This window comes from Streptomyces sp. NPDC033136 (assembly GCF_055578235.1).
This window is the reverse complement of the sequence record NZ_JBVIPD010000010.1, coordinates 152,022-169,703: the sequence shown is the minus strand read 5'-3', so window position 1 is coordinate 169,703 and position 17,682 is coordinate 152,022. Positions and strand designations below refer to the sequence as shown.

Below are 17,682 nucleotides of genomic sequence, written 5' to 3'. Positions count from 1 at the left end.
TTTTCAGGAGTGTCGCGAGTCCGGCGGGGCCAGTGGCCGCGTCACGCCGCGTCGAGTCCGCACTCGGCCCAGATGACCTTGCCCTCGGGCAGATAGCGGGTGCCCCAGCTCTGCGAGAGCTGGGCGACGAGGAACAGACCGCGTCCGCCCTCGTCGGTACTGGCCGCGCGGCGCAGGTGCGGGGCGGTGTTGCTGGCGTCGGAGACCTCGCAGATCAGGGTGCGCCCGTACAGCAGCCGGACCCGGATGGGCCCGGTGCCGTGCCGGATGGCGTTGGTGATCAGCTCACTGAGGATCAGTTCCGCGGCGAACGCGGTCTCCTCGAGCCCCCAGTCGGACAGGCGGCGCATGGCGGCGGCCCGGACCTCGCCGACGAGCGCCGGGTCGGCGGACAGCTCCCAATCGGCGATCCGGCCGGGGTCCAGGGCATGCACGCGGGCCACCAGCAGGGCGATGTCGTCGTGCGGGTGCGCGGGCGCCACGGTGTCCAGGACGGCCTGGCAGGTCTCCTCGGGCGCGCGTTCCGGATGGGCCAGGGCGGTGCGCAGCTGGTCCAGGACCACGTCGACGTCGCGGTGCCGGTCCTCGATCAGGCCGTCCGTGTAGAGGACCAGCTGGCTGCCCTCGGGGAGGTCGACCTCGACGGTGTCGAAGGGCAGGCCTCCGAGGCCGAGCGGGGGCCCGGCCGGCAGGTCGGGGTAGGTGACGGTGCCGTCGGGGCGGACGAGCGCGGGCGGCGGATGGCCTGCGCGCGCCATCAGGCAGCGTTGCCCGGCCGGGTCGTAGACGGCGTACAGACAGGTCGCGCCGATGACGCCGACGCCCTTGCCGTCGGGGTCCTCCCGGTCCAGGCGTCCGACGAGGTTGTCCAGGTGGGTGAGGACCTCGTCCGGGGGGAAGTCGAGCTCGGCGAAGCTGCGGGCGGCGGTGCGCAACCGGCCCATGGTGGCCGCGGAGAGCATGCCGTGGCCGACGACGTCACCGACGAGGAGCCCGACGCGGGCACCGGAGAGGGGGATGACGTCGTACCAGTCGCCGCCCACGTCGGACTCGGCGGGCAGATAGCGGTGAGCGACCTCGACGGCGTCCTGGTCGGGCAGGCCGTGCGGGAGCAGGCGGCGCTGGAGGGCCAGGACCATGGCGCGTTCGTGGGTGTAACGCCGGGCGTTGTCGATGGACAGGGCGGCGCGATTGGCGAGTTCCTGGGCCAGGGAGCGGTCGTCGTCATCGAAGGAACCCCCGGCGCGGTAGAAGCCCGCGATGCCGAGGAGGACGCCGCGGGCCAGCAGCGGCACCGCGATCAGGGAGTGCACGTGGCCCAGCAGGCCCGCGGGGTGCTCGGGGTCCTGGGCGAGCCAGCCCGCCGCGGCCTCGAGGTCGGGTTCCAGCACGGCTTCGCCGCTGGTCAGGCAGCGCAGCTGGGGCGCTGTCGGGCCGAAGTCGACGCGCTTGCCGGGCGGGGTGAAGGGCACGCCCTCGCGGGCACCGTGGAGCACCGTGCGGCGCAGGTCGGCCAGTGGGTCGGCGGACTCCTCGCCGCGCAGGACGGCGTCGGGCAGGTCGATGGTGACGAAGTCGGCCAGCCGCGGGACCGCCGTCTCGGCCAGTTCCTCGGCGGTACGGCGCACGTCCAGGGTGGTGCCGATGCGGGCGCTGGCCTCGGACAGCAGCTCCAGGCGCCGCCGCGCGGCCAGGGCGTAGGCCCCGACGTGCGGCTCCCCCAGCATCACGAGGCCGCGGGCCGGGAACGGCGCTTCCGCGTGCCCGTCCGCCACACCTGGCCCCCCGTCGTCCGCGGCAGACGGGCTGAGCCCAGCGGCGCCCCCCTCCCCGCCGGCCGCGGGAGGCTCCCCCGGTCCGGCGGCATACCGGCCGAACCCAGCCGCGCCCTCCTCCGGACCGGCCCCAGCCGGCTCCCCCGGCTCGGCAGCCCCCCGCCCTCCGTCACCCGCGGCAGGCTCGCCGATACCTGGGGTACCCAGGCCGGTGCTCAGGTCTCCCGTGGTCGCGGTGGCGGGGCCGGGCTCGGTGGCCTGTCCGTCCCCGTCGGCCGTCACGGCCGGGCCCGGCACGGTCGCGAGGTGGCCCGACGGCAGCACGATCGAGGGGCGTGCGGCGTGCGGGACCGCGGGGACGGACAGGCCCGGTGGCTCGGCCGTCTGGTGCGGCATGGCGAGCGGATCCGCCGCCGGTGAGCCGGGGAGCACGGCCTCGATGGCGATGCCCCGCAGCCCGGCGGTGCTCGTCACCGGGCGGCTCACGAGGGTCGCCCGCCGGCCGCCGGGCAGGGGCACGTCGACGGCGCCCCGCTGTCCGCGGGAGATCAGCTCGGCGGCCTTCTCCCGCAGAATGTCCTGTTCACGGGGATGGAACTCGCGGGCCAGCGCGTCCATCGGGACGCCGCGGTGCCGCCCGGCGGCTTCGGCCCCGGAGGCCTGGTACGCCCGCAGCAGCGCGCGCTCGTGCGCCGAGCTCTGCCCCAGCAGCCGCCGCTCGATGCCCTCGGCCGCCCTGCGGATGGTGACGCCCAGCCCTGGCTGCTCGAAGCCGCGCGGATAGCCGAAGCACAGGACGCCTTCGATGCGCCCGCTGAGCGGGTCCCGGACGGGCAGCGCGACGCAGGCGCTCGCCTGGGAGCGCTCCGCGAAGTGCTCGGCACCGTAGACACGGATGAGCTGCCGCTCCGCGAGGGCCAGTCCGATGCCGTTGGTGCCGGCGACCTGCTCGGCGAACACGAACCCGGGGACGACCTGGATGGCGGGCAGGCTCCTGACCATCGCCGGATCCCCGAAGCGGCGCAGCAGGACCGTCCCGTTCGCGTCCGCGACCGAGATGTTGACCTGGCGGCCGGAGAACGTGGCCTGCAGCCGGTCGAGCACCGGCACGGCCGCGCGGACGATCCGGGCGGCCGGATCGAAGTCCTCCTGGTAGGGCAGGTCGGACGTGGCCGGCGACAGGCCGAGGGTCCGGCAGCGCCGCCAGGAGTTCAGGATGGACGTCCGAACGCCCGTCTCGACCGGCTCGCCCTGCAGGAACCGCTCGCGAAGACGGGCGGGCCCCGTGCCGTCCGTCGCACGTCCCGCCTGCCTGGGTTCCTCGCCGGACCGAACCACGCTTCGCCTCACTTGCGCCCGCGGTAATCCCCTGCTCGGGAAGAGCATCTGGCATTGATGAGGATACGGGCATTACGGGCATGCGTCACGGCTGTGCCGGAGCACCTCGGCCGGGGTGGGCGGGCGCGTGCGGCCCGGCGGACCGCGATCACCCCAGGAAACTCAGCCGCACCTTCCGGTCCGGGTTGTCCTTGTTGGTGTCCACCAGGCACACCGACTGCCACGTGCCGAGCTCCAGTCGTCCGCCCAGCACCGGCAGGGTCGCGTGGGGCGGGACGAGGGCGGGCAGGACGTGGTCGCGGCCGTGGCCCGGGCTGCCGTGCCGGTGCTGCCAGCGGTCGTCGGCGGGCAGCAGGGTGTGCAGCGCGGCGAGCAGGTCGTCGTCGCTGCCGGCGCCGGTCTCGAGCACGGCGATCCCCGCCGTCGCGTGCGGGACGAAGACGTTGAGGAGGCCGTCGCGGCCGGCCGCCGCCTCCCGCAGAAAGGACTCGCAGTCGCCGGTGATGTCGAGGACCCTCTCCGTGGATCCGGTGCTGACGTTCAGAACGCGGGTGGTGAAGACATCTGACATGCCCTCCATCCTGACCCATGCGCCGGGTTCCGCACGGCCGCCCCGGCCCGGCGGCCCGTTGGTTCCGCACGGCCGCCCCGGCCCGGCGGCCCGTTGGTTCCCCCGCCGCGCGGCGGGGGAACCGCGCCTCACGGCCTGGTGACGACCGAGCCGCCGTAGACGTTGCCGGGGCTCGCGACCGCGGTGATCGCCCGGGCGAGCAGCGTGGACGGTTCCTGGCCTTGATCATCATCACGCGGGTCCTCGCCGGGGGCCTCCTTCCGGCCCGCCGGCCGGAGAAGTCCACTGGTTCGGCGCCGTCGAGCCGCTCCGGGAAGATCCGCACCCCCGGCACCGTTAGTAGAAGCGTGAACAACACGCGTGAGGTCGAGGTAGTGGTCATAGGCGCTGGTCAGGCCGGTCTGGCAGGCGCCTATCACCTGCGGCGATCCGGTTTCGAGCCGGACCGCGACTTCGTCGTGCTGGACCACTCCCCCGGGCCCGGCGGCGCCTGGCAGTTCCGCTGGCCGTCGCTGACGTACGGCACGGTGCACGGGATGCACGCACTGCCGGGGATGGAGCTCACCGGCGCGGACCCGGCACGGCCGTCCGCCGAGGTGATCGGCGCGTACTTCGACCGGTACGAGCGGACCTTCGACCTGCGGGTGCGGCGGCCCGTCGACGTGCGGGCGGTGCGCGAGGGTCCCGGCGGGCGGCTGCGCGTGGAGACCTCGGACGGCGTGTGGTCGACGCGGGCGCTGATCAACGCCACCGGCACCTGGGACCGGCCGTTCTGGCCGCGCTATCCGGGCCAGGAGACGTTCCGGGGGCGGCAGTTGCACACCGGGCAGTACCCCGGGCCCGAGGAGTTCGCCGGTCAGCGGGTCGTGGTGGTGGGCGGCGGCGCCTCGGGCACCCAGCATCTGCTGGAGATCGCCCCGTACGCGGCGGCCACCACCTGGGTGACGCGGCGTCCGCCCGTCTTCCGTGAGGGGCCGTTCGACGAGAACGCGGGCCGGGCGGCGGTCGCGCTCGTCGAGGAACGGGTGCGGCAGGGGCTGCCGCCCCGCAGTGTCGTCTCGGTCACCGGCCTGCCTGTCACAGGACTTTGACAACACACTCTCGTGACCAGGGATGATGACTGTCCGTATAACCGGGCATGAGTAAGGCCCCTGGTCATGGTGCTCACCAGGGGCCCTGTCTCTGGGGTGCAGCCTGCTAGGGCAGGGTGTCTAGCCGCTCCTGCCTGGACTCAGCGACACGCACCGCAGCACGGGCGGACTGCGCCAGGAAGAACAGGGCCACCGTGAGTTCCGCCCTGGTCACCTTCTCGTCCTCTGCCACGGACAGGGCCCGGACCACGTCCATCCTGGCCACTCCCAGGATGGACTCTTCCCAGGACTGCACTTCCCTGGCCTCAGATGCTCGGGGAATGAGGAGAGCCCTCTGTAGAAGCTGCTCGATCCTGCCACCTGCCTCACAGATGACAGTCTTGGCCGGCTCTGACTGACCCTCTGGGATGATGCCCATAGTCCCTACCTCCAGGGGCAAGGCCCCGGTGTCAGAGCTAGTCCCTCTGCCCGGGGCCGTTCTGTGTCTCCAGTGAGTACCGGAGAAGGGTCAGCGTACTCGTACCCTCGAATACTCGTAAGGTCGAATCCTCGGATGCGTGTATCCCCGAACGGTCGCACGCTTGACCCATGATCGACCGGACGCAGCCTGTCTACCCGCAGCTTGTGAGCATCCTCAGGGCCAGGATCACCGAGGGCACCTACGCCTCAGGGTCACGCATGCCTGCTGTCCTCGCCGTGGCGAGTGAGTTCGACGTAGCTGCGTCAACAGTCCAGCGGGCATTTGCAGCCCTCAGGGCAGACGGACTGATCATCACTTGGTCTGGCCGCGGTTCATTCGTGGCAGACCGGAGCACTTAGCCAGGAACGTTTGTCGGCTGTCGTTGCCGTGGGGCCAAGTCTCTACCCCTGGCCTCTCCTACTCTGTCTGCTCTCTGGCTTGTCAGTGTCGTTTCGTATGCCACTCACCTAAGGCATGCCGGCATTGTCTGCGCCTGCTCAGGTATATGCACACGCACACCCCCGGGGTAATGGCTAGAAAGACATTCGATGAACCCGCCGGGAGCGCCTTCCTCTGTTTGCGTACGAGTTTGGCACTTTTCATGATCGGAAACACCCCCGTCAGTAGTCGTTGCATTCGACCATGTACGGGTTTCGAGATTCTCGCAAGAGCAGATGCCAAACACAAAAGCCGGGGACCCTGACAGCCAAAAAAGGCGTGTCAGAATCCCCGGAAATGTGTCAGTGCTCCCAGCTATTACCGTAGCCGTCCGCCTTGGCAATGAACATCTTAGGCTTGTAGGTACGCCAGAATTCCGCCTCAGCTTCCGCGGCCTCATCAATCACGGGCTCAGGCATGACAATGAGTCCACCAATGACGCCTACTCCCTCATAGCCAAGTGCAATGGCTGCCTCTGTGGTCAGCCGGCCATCCTCCGCCAACTCCCAGTGTTCAACTCGGTTACCGGCACTGGCACCTTCAAGAGGAGTGGTCTCGTAGTTGCCAGAGGTGGCGCACCACGCAAACAACCCTGCATGCCTCTCCAGGGTCCTACGGGCATCCTCCGCAGCCTTATACAGTCGCTCCCATTCCTGGCGTGCCTTGGCAGCCTTCTGGGCCTCCTTAAGGCCCATGGTCACAAGCTCATCCTTCAGAGCCTCTGAGTATTCCTGGTGAGCCTTCTCCACAAGGGCATTGAGGATAGGCACCATGCGCTTGTATTCGTCAGCCTTGGCCTGAATGGGGAGCAGCACTGAATCCCTGTCAGGCAGTTCCTTGCCGGCCTGTACCGCGGTAATTTCCTGCTCTCGCAATTCCTGCTCAGCCTTGACCAGGGCCGGAACCTCATACCGGGGCGTAGCCTCGTACTCCCTGGTGACATTCCGTGTGGCATAGGCTGCGTTCTCCTGCCTGTAGTCAGACAGCTTTGCCTTGGCATCCTCGTATGCCTTACGCAGTGCCTTGACCTTAGGGGAAAGGGGGAGGTCACTCGGGGGTTCAACAATGTACTTAGTCATGGTCTCTCCTAGTCGACATCAGCGATGCTGATGCCTAGTTCTTAGTCAGCGTGTTCCCTACTCACCCCGGAAGTGTCCGGCCCTAATGGCCTCCCACACTTCCAGGGGTGTCATGTCATTGATCTCTGCATGGGTCTGTTGTCCTGCTGCCTCTGTGTCCTTAGCCGTGTCATCCATGGCATTCCTCCTAGGCAGTAAGAGCAGAGAGGTACCTAGCGCCAGTGCGCTCCGAGACCTTGAAAGCGGCTGACAGGGCCTTAGCCGTGACCTTCTGCCCAGTCTTATCGAGAGTGTCCGCCACCTCTCGAATAGCCGCTAGAGAAGGCTTGGAGCGCCCCTTTGGACCAGTCGCCAGACAGTCATCAGAGGTTGGAGCCTCAGTATCGTTTCCGTCGCTCTCAGGGCCCTCATGGACTGAATCAGCCTGAGTGACACCGACAGTCGTGTTCCGGGGCGTCACGGCAAGGTGCAGGAGGTGAGCTGCACTGACAGAGGGAGCTGCACTCAGGGCAGCGATAAGCCATGGGCCGGAAGTGACATAGCCGGCTGCAAGTAGGTGCGCCGTAATCTGCGCACCCGCAGCAAGTCCGATCGATGTAATGGCACCCACAATGGCGCTGATACGGCCCCTGACACCCTTGGGGCGAGTGGCAGCAATAGCGGCGCAGACGGCATACAGAGAAAGGACCAGGGGTGCCATGTATTCGGTACCGCCACTGAATCCCGCGGTTCGAGCAAGACTGATCTCAGCCGGCGCACCCATGAGCAGTGCGCCGAGCAAGACAGCCGGACGCCCAATAGCAGCAGTAGCCATGGCATACCAGGGAGTGTGGAAGTTGTTCATTCGCCATGTGTCCTAACGTCTAGTCGTTGTATGCGGCTCGAATAGCCGCACGCACCCCGGGATCCTTGATCGCGGCAAGTACGGTGCGCAGAGGAATACCAAGCACCTTGGCAACGGCTACCTGATACTTGAGCTTCGGGTTACGTTCCCCGTTGAACCACTTCTCCGGGGTTCCCTCGTAAACGTCGCAAGCCTCGGCAATTTGCCGATAGGTAATGCCCTTGACTTCCCTGATTGACGACCACGTTTGGCGGTCCCATACGGACACCTTGTTTCGCATTGACATCACTTTCCTTCTGCCATGTGTGGAGTTGTGGGGTCCATGGGCATAAAAAATGACCCTGGCCTCTGCGACATGGCGAACACAGAGACCAGGGCCACTTACCTAGGCAACCCAGTGCCAGAACCTAGGAGAGGGGGAACGCATGACCACAACTACGGAGGGAGGTTGAGAGAAGAGAAGCCTGTTTTCTGCTCTCACTATTGACGTCGGTGTCACTCGGGGGTGGTTTGTGACTTCTAGTGGTGGAACTGAGAGCCACATCACAGGAGAGAGGTTGGCTCTGGTCTCGGAGCCCGGGGCAGGGCCCAACACAGGCGCCACAGACAGACCTTGACGCCCTGTGCGCCCTCCTGAGGGCCGTACAGGGGCTCAGATGACCACAGAGACCAGGGAGCGGCACAGAGGCCGCTACAGCGCCACACAGAGGCTTAGCCGGGGCTGGACAATCCCTAGTCGAGACATGAGGTCTCTCCACTCGACTAAGTCTCGTGTTTCGCTGCCAGACCCCTAAAGGTCTGGCTAGCTCAACTCTCCCTCACTCCGTTCGGTCGTTGCCTTGGCTGTCAGGGATCCCCTTGGCCTCTGAGCCAAGGAACCTCTTACTTACTAGGTATATGTTCCCCTCTCTTAAGGAGAGAGGGGTATATGTTTGGGGGGTTGTCCTGACCCTCCCTAGCATGGGTCGTGACGACCCTCCCTGTAGAGGGTCGACCTAGCAGAGTGTTCTAGGGGAGGGTTCTTACGACCCTTCCTCTAGCCATGACCTCTTGACACCGATGTGCCGAACCTTGGTTCCACTCATCCCAGGGCGCACCGCGGGGCACATGCCGTTCTCTCGAATCCAGCCTTCCTTGGTGAGCCGGCTCAGCTTCTTCCGGAAGTTGGCCTTATCCATATTGGCTTCCTCGGCCAGAGTCTCATTGGAGGCAGTGCAGCCACGGCTATTCACGCCACAGTGCAGGGCCACGACACCCAAGACACTCTTGTCAGCATGGTTAAGGTCTGACCGGTAGACATGGCGCATGTAGTCCATGTTCCTGTCTGTCATGTCAATCCACTCAGGGTCATTGATGAGCACTAGGCCATTCCTACCAATGGCCTCTGACACTTCCTCCTGCCGTTCCGCGGCATCCATTTGCGCATAGACCTCTGCCAGGATCTCTGACAGTTCCTCGCCCTCAGGGATTCCAGAGACTTCCTCGGCCGGCTCTGTTTCCTCCTGCCGCGCCCCGGCTCTGATACGGGCTAGTTCTACCTGTTGCTCAATGCTCAGCATCCGGCCCCAGGGGTCATTAGGGTCAATGCCAAGGGCTATGCATTCTTCCGCGGTAATGTCAGTCTGCATTTTTCTCTCCCACCATCTCAAGCATGCCTTCCAGTTCTTTGGTCATGTACGCAGACATGGCAAACTCCATGAGTCCGCGCGCCCTCTGCCATTCCATTCCGTAGTGACGAGTGAGGAACCATATTCCGGCGTCATACTGCATGGCGCCACGCCAGACCATATGGGCAATGTCCACCACTGCCTTTGTCTCAGCCTTTGTCACTGCCATGCCCTTTCTGGACATAAGAAAAGGGCCCTGCGATAACAGGGCCCTCACGGGGTAATGCTTATTCTGTTGTCTGCTATGCGTCGTACTCCAGTTGAGACACGCTGTCGTCTACCCAAAGACCTATCAGGAACTCTGCTGCCTCATCCTCTGTGAGGTACGCCGTTTGCGCGTAGACCTTGACTGCTGCTGCCAGGGTCAGCACTCCTGCGTTCCAGTAGTCCCCCAGGGCGTTGACCAACTCGGTCAACGTCTCTACGTGCCCCTCCTGCCAGTCAGACAGCTCCGAGCCGTTCTCGTCTGCGTACAGCCCCATGTATCCTGGCATCTCCTTCACAGGAGACACGGGGCGTGTTCTTGTTTGGCGACAGGCACGCCCCGTGCCTATGTAACAACGGTGTGTTGCTGGTTATTCCCCGGTCGTCAGACCAAGTCTGTTGAGCCTAGCCGTGCGTTCGGTCGGTGTCTCAGGTTCGGGCCCCGTGACCTCAAACTTCCCGTGAGCCAACTCAACTCGGAACCCGGACCGAATGAGTTGCTTCCTCTGCCCCTCGGCATCAAGGGTTGGCCAGAGTTCCCCGTAGGTCTGTCCCGTGCTCACCTCAGACCAGTGACCCTCGATCACGGGTTCCGCGGCTAGCTCATCCCTGCGCCCCATGAGGGACGCCATGAGGCCCCGGAACCCTTCTTGGTCGTCATCCCAGAGGCCGGCCACAGAGTCTCGCCTAAGCCTGTCAATGCGCTTGCGCACTTCCTCAAGCTCTCGGGTGTTGTCTGTGCCAGGGACCCATACCCTCTCGGTCACCGGCTCATGAAACCAGCGCTGGAGGAAGAGCAATTCCATCCACTCTTCCAGCTCATCTGCACGCACAGAGCCCTTGCATCGCTCTTCCTTGGGGAAGGATCCGCACACGTAGTACCGATACGTGATGTCCCCTCGGGTGCGTACTTTCTGTACTGCCTTGGCTCCGCAGATGGCGCAGAACGTGACGCCATACAGAGGGTTGACCTTGTTCGCCCTCTTGGCCTTACTGAGTGTCCGCCGCTGGATAGCGGCCTGGAGAGACTCCCACTCTTCATCAGTGAAGACAGGCTCAGCCAACCTGACAGGCTCCCCGTCCGGACCATAGAGCAACTCACCCCGGTACTTCTTCAAGCCCTGAGTTGACTCACTGGTGAGAACGTTCTTGACCGTGGTCTCTGCCCACTTCTCCTGTACGCCCTCCCCCTTGCGGCTCTTGACAGGCTTGCCCTTGCGCAGCCTGGCGCGGTCCCTGGCAGTCAGGATGCCTTGTGCGTTGAGGTACTTAGCCACTCCAAGGAACGACTGCCCGTCAATGATCTGCTGCCGCATCTCATGCAGGATCTCGACCATTTCAGGGTCACGTTCGAGGTACGCCGCGGTCTTGCCGTTCTCGTACCGGTTGACAGGACGGAACCCAAAGGGAGGGAAACCGCCGTGCCATCGTGCAGTGAACCGGCGCCGCTCGTGGCTGTCCTTGACCCTGGCCTTGATGCGTTCCAGTTCCTTGGCCGGTCCCATGGACTTGAGGCGCAGCATGGTCCTGCCCTCAACCGTGTGCATCATCTGGTTGAAGTCAGGGTCATCGAGAACAACGATGACCTTGTTGTGATCCAGGGCCCAGTCAATGAACGCAGAGAAGTGTCTGTCATCACGGGACAACCGGTCTTGGGTGGTCACCCAAATCTCGTCCCATGCGTCGAGTCCCTCAGGGGCAAGACGCTTGCCGAGTTCCGGCCTGTCCATAGGCTTAACGTCACCGGACACTGACACATCCTGTGCCACGTCAACGATAGTGACGCCTGCTTCCTCGGCACGTCTGCGCAGCTTCTCGTCTTGCGCTTCAATGCTCTCGGAACGCTCCCCCTTGGCATCACTGACACGTTCACACAGCAGTACGCGGCGCCCCACGTCCACCCCTCCCCTATGGGGGGACCGTGTGTTCTGTCCCCCTCTGCCTCCAACTCTCCCAGGGGCTATGCATAGTTGTCAATCATCTGTGAGAGGACTGCCGCTCAACGACGCGATCCGGCAGGGCATCGAGGACGGAGTGCTCGACCGGCAGCCGATGTTCGACCGCATCACGCCCACGGGGGTGGAATGGAGGGAAGGCCGGCACGTCGACGCCGACGTCATCCTCTGGGCCACCGGCTTCCGCGCCGTCATCGACCACCTCGCCCCATTGCGGCTGCGCGCCCCGGGCGGCGGCATCCGCATGCAGGGCACGCACGCGGCCGCCGACCCCCGCGTGCATCTCGTCGGCTACGGCCCGTCGGCCAGCACCATCGGCGCCAACCGCGCCGGTCGCGCGGCCGTGCGGGACATCAGGCGGCTGCTGGCGGGGGAGCCGGTCGCCGCGTGACGCGGGCCGGTGCCCACGGGGCTCTCACCCGGCGGCCTGCTTGGGAGTGCTCTTCCGCTGGGCGTTGAACTCGGCCACGTTGCGCTGGTGTTCCTGGTAGTCCGCCGTGAAGCGCGTGTCGCCGGGGCGGACCGTGACGAAGTACAGCCAGTCGCCCGCGGGCGGGTTGATGGCCGCCCGCATCGCCTCCTCGCCGGGATTGCCGATCGGCGTGGGCGGCAGTCCCATGCGCTGGTACGAGTTGTAGGGGCTGTCGATCCGTGTGTCGCTCACCGTCGTACGGAGGGTGGAGCGGCCGAGGACGTAGTTGAGGGTGGAGTCCATCTGCAGCGGCATGCCGCGTTCGAGGCGGTTGAAGATCACGCGGGCGACCTTGCCCATGTCGGCCGTGGTGGCCGCCTCCGCCTGGACGATGCTCGCGGTGGTGACGGCCTGGTAGACGTTCATGGCGTTGCGCTGCGCCCCCGCGGCCATGGGCGCGCCGTTGAACTTCTCGTTGGCGGTGTCGACCATCAGCGACAGGAGTTTCTCCGGGGTCGTCTTCTCCCGCAGTGGATAGGCCGCCGGGAAGAGGTAGCCCTCCGGGTTGCCCTCGGCGTCGTTCGGCAGTTTCAGCGCTGCCTTCGCGAGGGACTTCTTCGCGCTGCCGGCGGGCAGGGCGAGGGCTTTGTCGACGGCGGCGTAGACCTGGCTCGCACGCCAGCCCTCCGGGATCACCAGGGTCCTGGGCCGGCTGTCCTTCTCGGGCGCCAGGGTCAGCAGCGGCACCGCCACGGCGGTACCGACCACGACGGCTCCGGTCGCGACGAGGGCGATGCGGCCCCGGCGCGTCAGTCGAATCGTGCTCCGTGGCGGAGTGTTCTTCTGCATGCGGGCACGGTAACCCGCATATCGTCATAAACCCGGCATATTTTCATCTTGTCGGTTCCAGTTGGGCGTCCCGGCGTACGAGTGCCGCGTACCGGCCGTCCCGCTCCAGAAGTTCCTCGTGCGTGCCGCGTTCGACCGCGCGCCCCGCGTCGAGGACCACGATCTGGTCGGCGCCCCGCACGGTGGACAGCCGGTGGGCGATGGTCAGCGTGGTGCGGTTCGCCGACAGCGCGTCGATGGCGTCCTGAACGGCGGCCTCGGTGCGGGTGTCCAGCGCGCTGGTGGCCTCGTCGAGGATGAGGACCGGAGGGTCGCGCAGGATCGTGCGGGCGATGGCCAGGCGCTGCTTCTCCCCGCCCGAGAAGCGGTGGCCGCGCTCACCCACGACGGTGTCGTAGCCGTCGGGCAGGGACGTGATGTGGTCGTGGATCTGCGCCGCCTTCGTCGCCTGGTGCAGTTCCTCGTCGGTGGCGTCGGGCTTGGCGAAGCGCAGGTTGTCGGCGACCGAGGCGTGGAAGAGGTAGGTCTCCTGGGAGACGACGCCGACCGCGCGCGCCAAGGTGTCGAAGTCGAGGTCGCGGACGTCTGCCCCGTCGAGGGTGACGCGGCCGCCGGTCACGTCGTAGAGGCGGGGCACCAGGTAGCCGAGGGTGGACTTGCCGGCGCCGGTGGGACCGACGATCGCGAGGCTGCCGCCGGCCGGGACGTTGAGGTCGATGCCGTCGAGGACCGGGACGCCCTGGTCGTCGTAGCCGAAGGAGACGTTCTCGAAGCGGACCTCGCCCTTGATCCGGTCGAGGCGGACCGGATCCGCGCGCTCGGTGATGTCGACCGGCAGGTCGAGGTACTCGAAGATGCGCTGGAACAGGGCGAGCGAGGTCTGGATCTGCACACCGGTCGACAGCAGGCTCACGGCCGGGCGGAAGAGGCCCTGCTGGAGCGAGACGAAGGCGACGATCGTGCCGATGGAGACCTTGGGGCCGCCCAACTGGAAGGCCATGCCGGCGGTCCAGTAGATGACGGCGGGCAGGGCGGCCATGACGATCGTGATGACGGCCATGCGCCACCGGCCGGCCATGTTGGACCGCACCTCCAGGTCGACGAGTTCCTCGGACTCGTCGGAGAAGGACTTCGTCAGCGAGTCGGAGCGGCCCATCGTGCGGCCGAGCAGGATGCCGCTGACGGAGAGCGACTCGGTGACCGTGGCGGCCATGGCGGCCATCTGCTTCTGGCGCTGGGTGGTGATCTTCCGGCGTTCGTTGCCGACGCGTCGGCTGATCCACACGAACACCGGCAGCAACAGCAGCGAGACGACCGTCAGGCGCCAGTCGAGGGCGAGCATCGCGACGATCGTGGCGATCACGCTGGTCAGGTTGGAGACCAGGGAGGTCGCGGTGGAGGTGACGGTGGCCTGCATGCCGCCGATGTCATTGGCGATGCGGGACTGCACCTCACCCGTGCGCGTGCGCGTGAAGAAGGCGAGGGACATGCGCTGGAGGCGGCCATAGACGGCGGTGCGCAGGTCGTGCATGACGCGCTGGCCGACCGTCGTGGAGATCAGGGTCTGGAGGACACCGAAGACGCTGGTGAGGACGGCGCTGAGGATCATGCCGAGGGCCAGCAGACTGAGCAGGCCCGTACGCCCCTCGGGGATGGCGACGTCGAGGATCTCCTTCAGCAGGAAGGGCGTGGCGACCGAGACCAGCGACGCGGCGCCGACCAGCAGGCCGACGATCGCGAGGCGGCCCCGGTAGGGGCGGAAGAGCCTGAGGATGCGGCGGACCTGCCGGGGCTGTTCCTTCGCGTCGGCCGGCGGGGTCCAGGGGGCTTCGTGATCGGGATGCATGGGCTCCTACGTGAGGGTGCGGCGGATCGGATCGCAGCTCATTGTTACCTATACTCACAATGAACCGCATCCTGATAATGTTCCCGCATGACCACGCCCGACCCCGACGGCCTTCTCGCCGAGCAGTTGCTGCGGCTCACGCGCCGGGTGCACCGCATTCAGAAACGCCATCTGGAGCAGCGCGAGCTCGGCATCACCCCGGCCCAGTCCCGGCTGCTGCGCACGCTCGCCCACTGGGGCACGCCGCCACGCATGGCCGACCTGGCCGAGCGCCTGGAGGTGGTGCCGCGGGCCGTGACCACGCTGGTCGACGGGCTCGAGGCGAACGGCAAGGTGCGGCGGGTCCCGGACCCGGCCAACCGGCGGGTCATCCGCATCGAGCTCACGGACGACGGCCGGGGCGCGCTGCGCGAGTTGCGGGCGGCGCGCAGGTCGGCCGCGGAGGAGATCCTCGCGCCGCTGACGGAGGATCAGCGGGAGGCGCTCGGCGGGCTGCTGGACACCCTCATTGACGGAACACCGGTGAAGTCCTGCTGACACCGCGGAACATGTGAACCGGCCGCGGCCGATTCACAGTGGCTCACGGACGATGGCCCGGGGCGCGCTGCGCGAGCTGCGGGCAGCGCGCAGGCGGCCGCGGAGGACCGTGGACCGGCCGCGGCCGCCGCTCGTCCTGCTGGAGCGGTGGCCGCGGCCGGTTCCGGTGTCCGTCAATCCGTCCGTCAATCCCTCCGTCAACCAACCTCGGCTGCGGGTTCCCTGGGCTTCTGGCCGGGGATGCCCGGCGCCGGGTTCCCGGCCGTCGCCGGCGCGGCCGCCGGGACCTCGCCGCCGTCGGCGTCCTCCGGCGGATCCGTCTCCTCCCTGTCGAGCGTCCTCTTCGCCCGTGCGGTGTCCAGGGCCCCCTCCCAGCGGGACACCGCGAAGACGGCGACGCAGTTGCCGAGCAGGTTGGTGACCACCCGCATCGAGTCCATGATGCGGTCCACGCCGAGCAGCAGAGCGACGGCTCCGGCCGGAATGGCGCCCAGGGACGAGGCGGTCGCGGACAGCGCCAGGAACGCCGAGCCGGGGATGCCCGCCATGCCCTTGCTGGTCAGCATCAGCACCAGCACCACGGTGACCTGCTGGCTCAGGCTCAGGTCCACGCCCACCGCCTGGGCGATGAACAGCGTGCCGATGGACAGGTAGAGCGAGGCGCCGTCGAGGTTGAAGGAGTACCCCGTGGGCAGCACCAGACCCACGGCGTCGTCGCGGGCGCCGGCCCGGCGCAGCTTCTGCATCACGCGCGGCATGACGGACTCGGTGGAGGCGGTGCCGAGCGCGAGCAGCATCTCCTCGCGGATATAGCGCAGGAACTTCCACAGGCTGAGCCCGGTCACCATGCGCAGGGCGACCGCGAGCAGGGCGACGAACAGCGCCGCGGCGACGTAGCAGAGCACGATGAGCTTGGCGTACGTCTCCATCACGCCCAGGCCGTAGTTGCCGACCAGGTGGGCCATCGCGCCGAACACGGCGAGCGGGGCCAGCCGCATGACGAATCCCACGACCGCGAAGATGATCTCCTGGGCCTGCTCGACGGCGGGCAGGATCTTCGGCACCCTGGTGTGCCCGAGGTGCAGCAGGGCGGCGCCCACCAGGCAGGCCAGGATGAGGACTTGGAGCAGTTCGTTCTCGGCGAAGGCCCCGGCGAAGCTCTGCGGCAGCGCGTTCAGGACGAACTCGGTCGTCGTGGGCAGTTGGCCGCCGCCCGTCGTCTCGTCCACCGCCGCGGTGTTCAGGGAGGAGGGATCGACGTTCATGCCCCTGCCGGGGCCGACGACGTTGGCGGCGACGAGACCGATCACCAGGGCGGTCGTGGAGGCGACCTCGAACCAGATCAGGGCCGATCCGGCCGAAGGCCTTCAGGTCGCCGGCCCTGGCGATGCCGACGACGACCACACAGAACACCAGCGGTGAGATCACCGTCTTGATGAGCCGGGTGAAACCGTCGCCGAGCGGCTGGAGAGCCGTGGCCGTGTCCGGCCACAGCTTTCCAACGGCGATTCCGAGGACGAGAGCGCAGAGGACCTGCGCGAAGAGTGAGCTACGCAGGGGGCGTGCGACGCGCCGCGGCAGGGACGGTACGGACGGTGGCACGAGGCCTCCTCAGGGGACGGGAGACACAGAAGCCGGAGGCGACTTCTGCGATACGGAAAGATACTTCCGTGATCCATCACCCTGGAGGGCCTCTTGATCACGCACGAGACCGCAGCGTTTCAGCCACGTAAAAGTGCCTTGGGTGGCGCGTGCCACACGGCGCTCAGCGGCGGCTGCGGTCTCCGGTGAGCACCCCCTGCGCGGTGGTCAGCGCTTGGTCGTAGCAGCCGTGCGAGCCGTACAGCCGGTAGCGCTCGCTCGTGGTGCCGACCGCGAGGCCCTGGTCGCGGGGCACGTTCGCGGTGCAGGTCGCGTCGCCCGTGGAGATGTGGTCGAGCCGGGACCATGCACTGCGCCTCGTGCCCCGTGTCTCGACGGTATTGGCGCGGTCCCCGAGGGTCAGCGCGGTGCGCAGCAGGTCGCCCGCGCCGAGGGTGGTCGTGCCGTCCCTCATGTGAGTCCGGTGCGTGCGCGTGGTGCGGCCGTCGACGGTCACCGACTCGTCGTCGCTCCGGGTGGCTTCGCGCCCGTCGCTCGTCTCGCCGTCGGCCCAGCGGTGCGCGGAACGGTAGGCGAGTGAGCGGCTGACGGCGGTCCTGACGCGGCCGTGCGAGGTGTCGACGCATCCGGCGACGGTGAGCCGGTGGGCGCCCTCGGCGTCCACCCGGTGCTCCCGGACCCGGCGTGTACGCCGAGGAGCCGGTGAGGTCACCTTCCTGGTGTGCGGTGAGTTCCAGGTGACCTGCTCGCGCCGCTCGCACTGCCAGACCAGGACGTTCACAGGCGTGCTCCAGCCGGTCCGCCCCTCGGGCACGCCGGCCACCGAGACCTCGAACCGGTGCGGACGGCCGTCGTTGAGGAGGCCAGGAGGGTCGCCCCGGCGAGCATCGACATGACGATCCGTCTTTTCATGGGCGGTGTACTACGGGGAGTCCGCCACCTCCGCAATGAGCACCGGCGGGCCGAGGCGGCCCCCGTCCCACCCCTGTCGGCCGGTTCCGGCCGGTGAACGGA

At 67.2% G+C, this 17,682-nt stretch carries 13 protein-coding genes and 4 pseudogenes; 4 read left to right on the top strand and 13 right to left on the bottom strand.

Annotated features, from left to right (window positions below; genetic code table 11):
- Positions 1–41: 41 nt before the first annotated feature.
- Both ACZ5TL_RS20665 and ACZ5TL_RS20660 read right to left on the bottom strand, forming a co-directional pair.
- The gene (locus ACZ5TL_RS20665) at positions 42–3,113 is read right to left on the bottom strand and encodes a SpoIIE family protein phosphatase (RefSeq protein WP_468591453.1); all 3,072 of its coding nucleotides are present in this window, start codon (positions 3,111–3,113) and stop codon (positions 42–44) included.
- Positions 3,114–3,261: 148 nt separating this feature from the next.
- A complete protein-coding gene (locus ACZ5TL_RS20660; RefSeq protein WP_468591452.1) occupies positions 3,262–3,684 on the bottom strand; it encodes a YjbQ family protein in 423 nt (140 codons plus the stop codon).
- 347 nt (positions 3,685–4,031) lie between these two features.
- On the opposite strand from ACZ5TL_RS20660, the pseudogene ACZ5TL_RS20655 reads away from it, so the two are divergent.
- Positions 4,032–4,763, top strand: a pseudogene (locus ACZ5TL_RS20655) (NAD(P)-binding domain-containing protein); the annotation flags it as partial.
- Between the two features lie 118 nt (positions 4,764–4,881).
- On the opposite strand, the gene ACZ5TL_RS20650 reads toward ACZ5TL_RS20655, so the two are convergent.
- On the bottom strand, positions 4,882–5,070 hold the full coding sequence (locus ACZ5TL_RS20650; protein ID WP_468591451.1) for a hypothetical protein: 189 nt from the start codon (positions 5,068–5,070) through the stop codon (positions 4,882–4,884).
- 293 nt (positions 5,071–5,363) lie between these two features.
- On the opposite strand from ACZ5TL_RS20650, the gene ACZ5TL_RS20645 reads away from it, so the two are divergent.
- Positions 5,364–5,594, top strand: a complete 231-nt coding sequence (locus tag ACZ5TL_RS20645) for a GntR family transcriptional regulator (protein WP_468591450.1) — start codon at positions 5,364–5,366, stop codon at positions 5,592–5,594.
- 381 nt (positions 5,595–5,975) lie between these two features.
- Here ACZ5TL_RS20645 and ACZ5TL_RS20640 read toward each other — a convergent pair whose 3' ends face one another.
- The 6 genes from ACZ5TL_RS20640 to ACZ5TL_RS20615 all read right to left on the bottom strand — a co-directional run bounded on the left by ACZ5TL_RS20640 (position 5,976) and on the right by ACZ5TL_RS20615 (position 11,362).
- Positions 5,976–6,752 carry a hypothetical protein gene (locus ACZ5TL_RS20640; RefSeq protein ID WP_468591448.1) on the bottom strand — a complete coding sequence of 259 codons (777 nt, stop codon included), beginning with the start codon at positions 6,750–6,752 and terminating at the stop codon, positions 5,976–5,978.
- Between the two features lie 863 nt (positions 6,753–7,615).
- Positions 7,616–7,876, bottom strand: a complete 261-nt coding sequence (locus tag ACZ5TL_RS20635; RefSeq protein WP_468591446.1) for a helix-turn-helix domain-containing protein — start codon at positions 7,874–7,876, stop codon at positions 7,616–7,618.
- Positions 7,877–8,618: 742 nt separating this feature from the next.
- A complete protein-coding gene (locus ACZ5TL_RS20630) occupies positions 8,619–9,224 on the bottom strand; it encodes a hypothetical protein (RefSeq protein ID WP_468591445.1) in 606 nt (201 codons plus the stop codon).
- Positions 9,214–9,432, bottom strand: coding sequence for a hypothetical protein (locus tag ACZ5TL_RS20625; RefSeq protein ID WP_468591444.1), 219 nt, complete (start codon positions 9,430–9,432; stop codon positions 9,214–9,216). Before ACZ5TL_RS20625 ends, ACZ5TL_RS20630 begins: the two co-directional genes overlap by 11 nt.
- A 73-nt stretch (positions 9,433–9,505) precedes the next feature.
- A complete protein-coding gene (locus ACZ5TL_RS20620) occupies positions 9,506–9,775 on the bottom strand; it encodes a hypothetical protein (protein ID WP_468591443.1) in 270 nt (89 codons plus the stop codon).
- Between the two features lie 63 nt (positions 9,776–9,838).
- Positions 9,839–11,362 carry a recombinase family protein gene (locus tag ACZ5TL_RS20615; RefSeq protein WP_468591442.1) on the bottom strand — a complete coding sequence of 508 codons (1,524 nt, stop codon included), beginning with the start codon at positions 11,360–11,362 and terminating at the stop codon, positions 9,839–9,841.
- 85 nt (positions 11,363–11,447) lie between these two features.
- Between ACZ5TL_RS20615 and ACZ5TL_RS20610 the strand changes: the two are divergent.
- Positions 11,448–11,813 (top strand): annotated as a pseudogene (locus ACZ5TL_RS20610) (pyridine nucleotide-disulfide oxidoreductase); the annotation flags it as partial.
- Positions 11,814–11,837: 24 nt separating this feature from the next.
- Here ACZ5TL_RS20610 and mltG read toward each other — a convergent pair.
- On the bottom strand, positions 11,838–12,683 hold the full coding sequence (gene mltG, locus ACZ5TL_RS20605) for an endolytic transglycosylase MltG (RefSeq protein WP_468591441.1): 846 nt from the start codon (positions 12,681–12,683) through the stop codon (positions 11,838–11,840).
- Between the two features lie 43 nt (positions 12,684–12,726).
- On the bottom strand, positions 12,727–14,529 hold the full coding sequence (locus tag ACZ5TL_RS20600) for an ABC transporter ATP-binding protein (RefSeq protein WP_468591440.1): 1,803 nt from the start codon (positions 14,527–14,529) through the stop codon (positions 12,727–12,729).
- Positions 14,530–14,616: 87 nt separating this feature from the next.
- Here ACZ5TL_RS20600 and ACZ5TL_RS20595 point away from each other — a divergent pair, with 87 nt between their 5' ends.
- On the top strand, positions 14,617–15,066 hold the full coding sequence (locus tag ACZ5TL_RS20595; protein ID WP_468591438.1) for a MarR family winged helix-turn-helix transcriptional regulator: 450 nt from the start codon (positions 14,617–14,619) through the stop codon (positions 15,064–15,066).
- A gap of 197 nt (positions 15,067–15,263) precedes the next feature.
- Here ACZ5TL_RS20595 and ACZ5TL_RS20590 read toward each other — a convergent pair.
- Positions 15,264–16,668: pseudogene (locus ACZ5TL_RS20590) on the bottom strand (cation:dicarboxylate symporter family transporter).
- Positions 16,669–16,831: 163 nt separating this feature from the next.
- Positions 16,832–17,533, bottom strand: a pseudogene (locus tag ACZ5TL_RS20585) (peptide-N4-asparagine amidase); the annotation flags it as partial.
- Between the last annotated feature and the right edge of the window lie 149 nt (positions 17,534–17,682).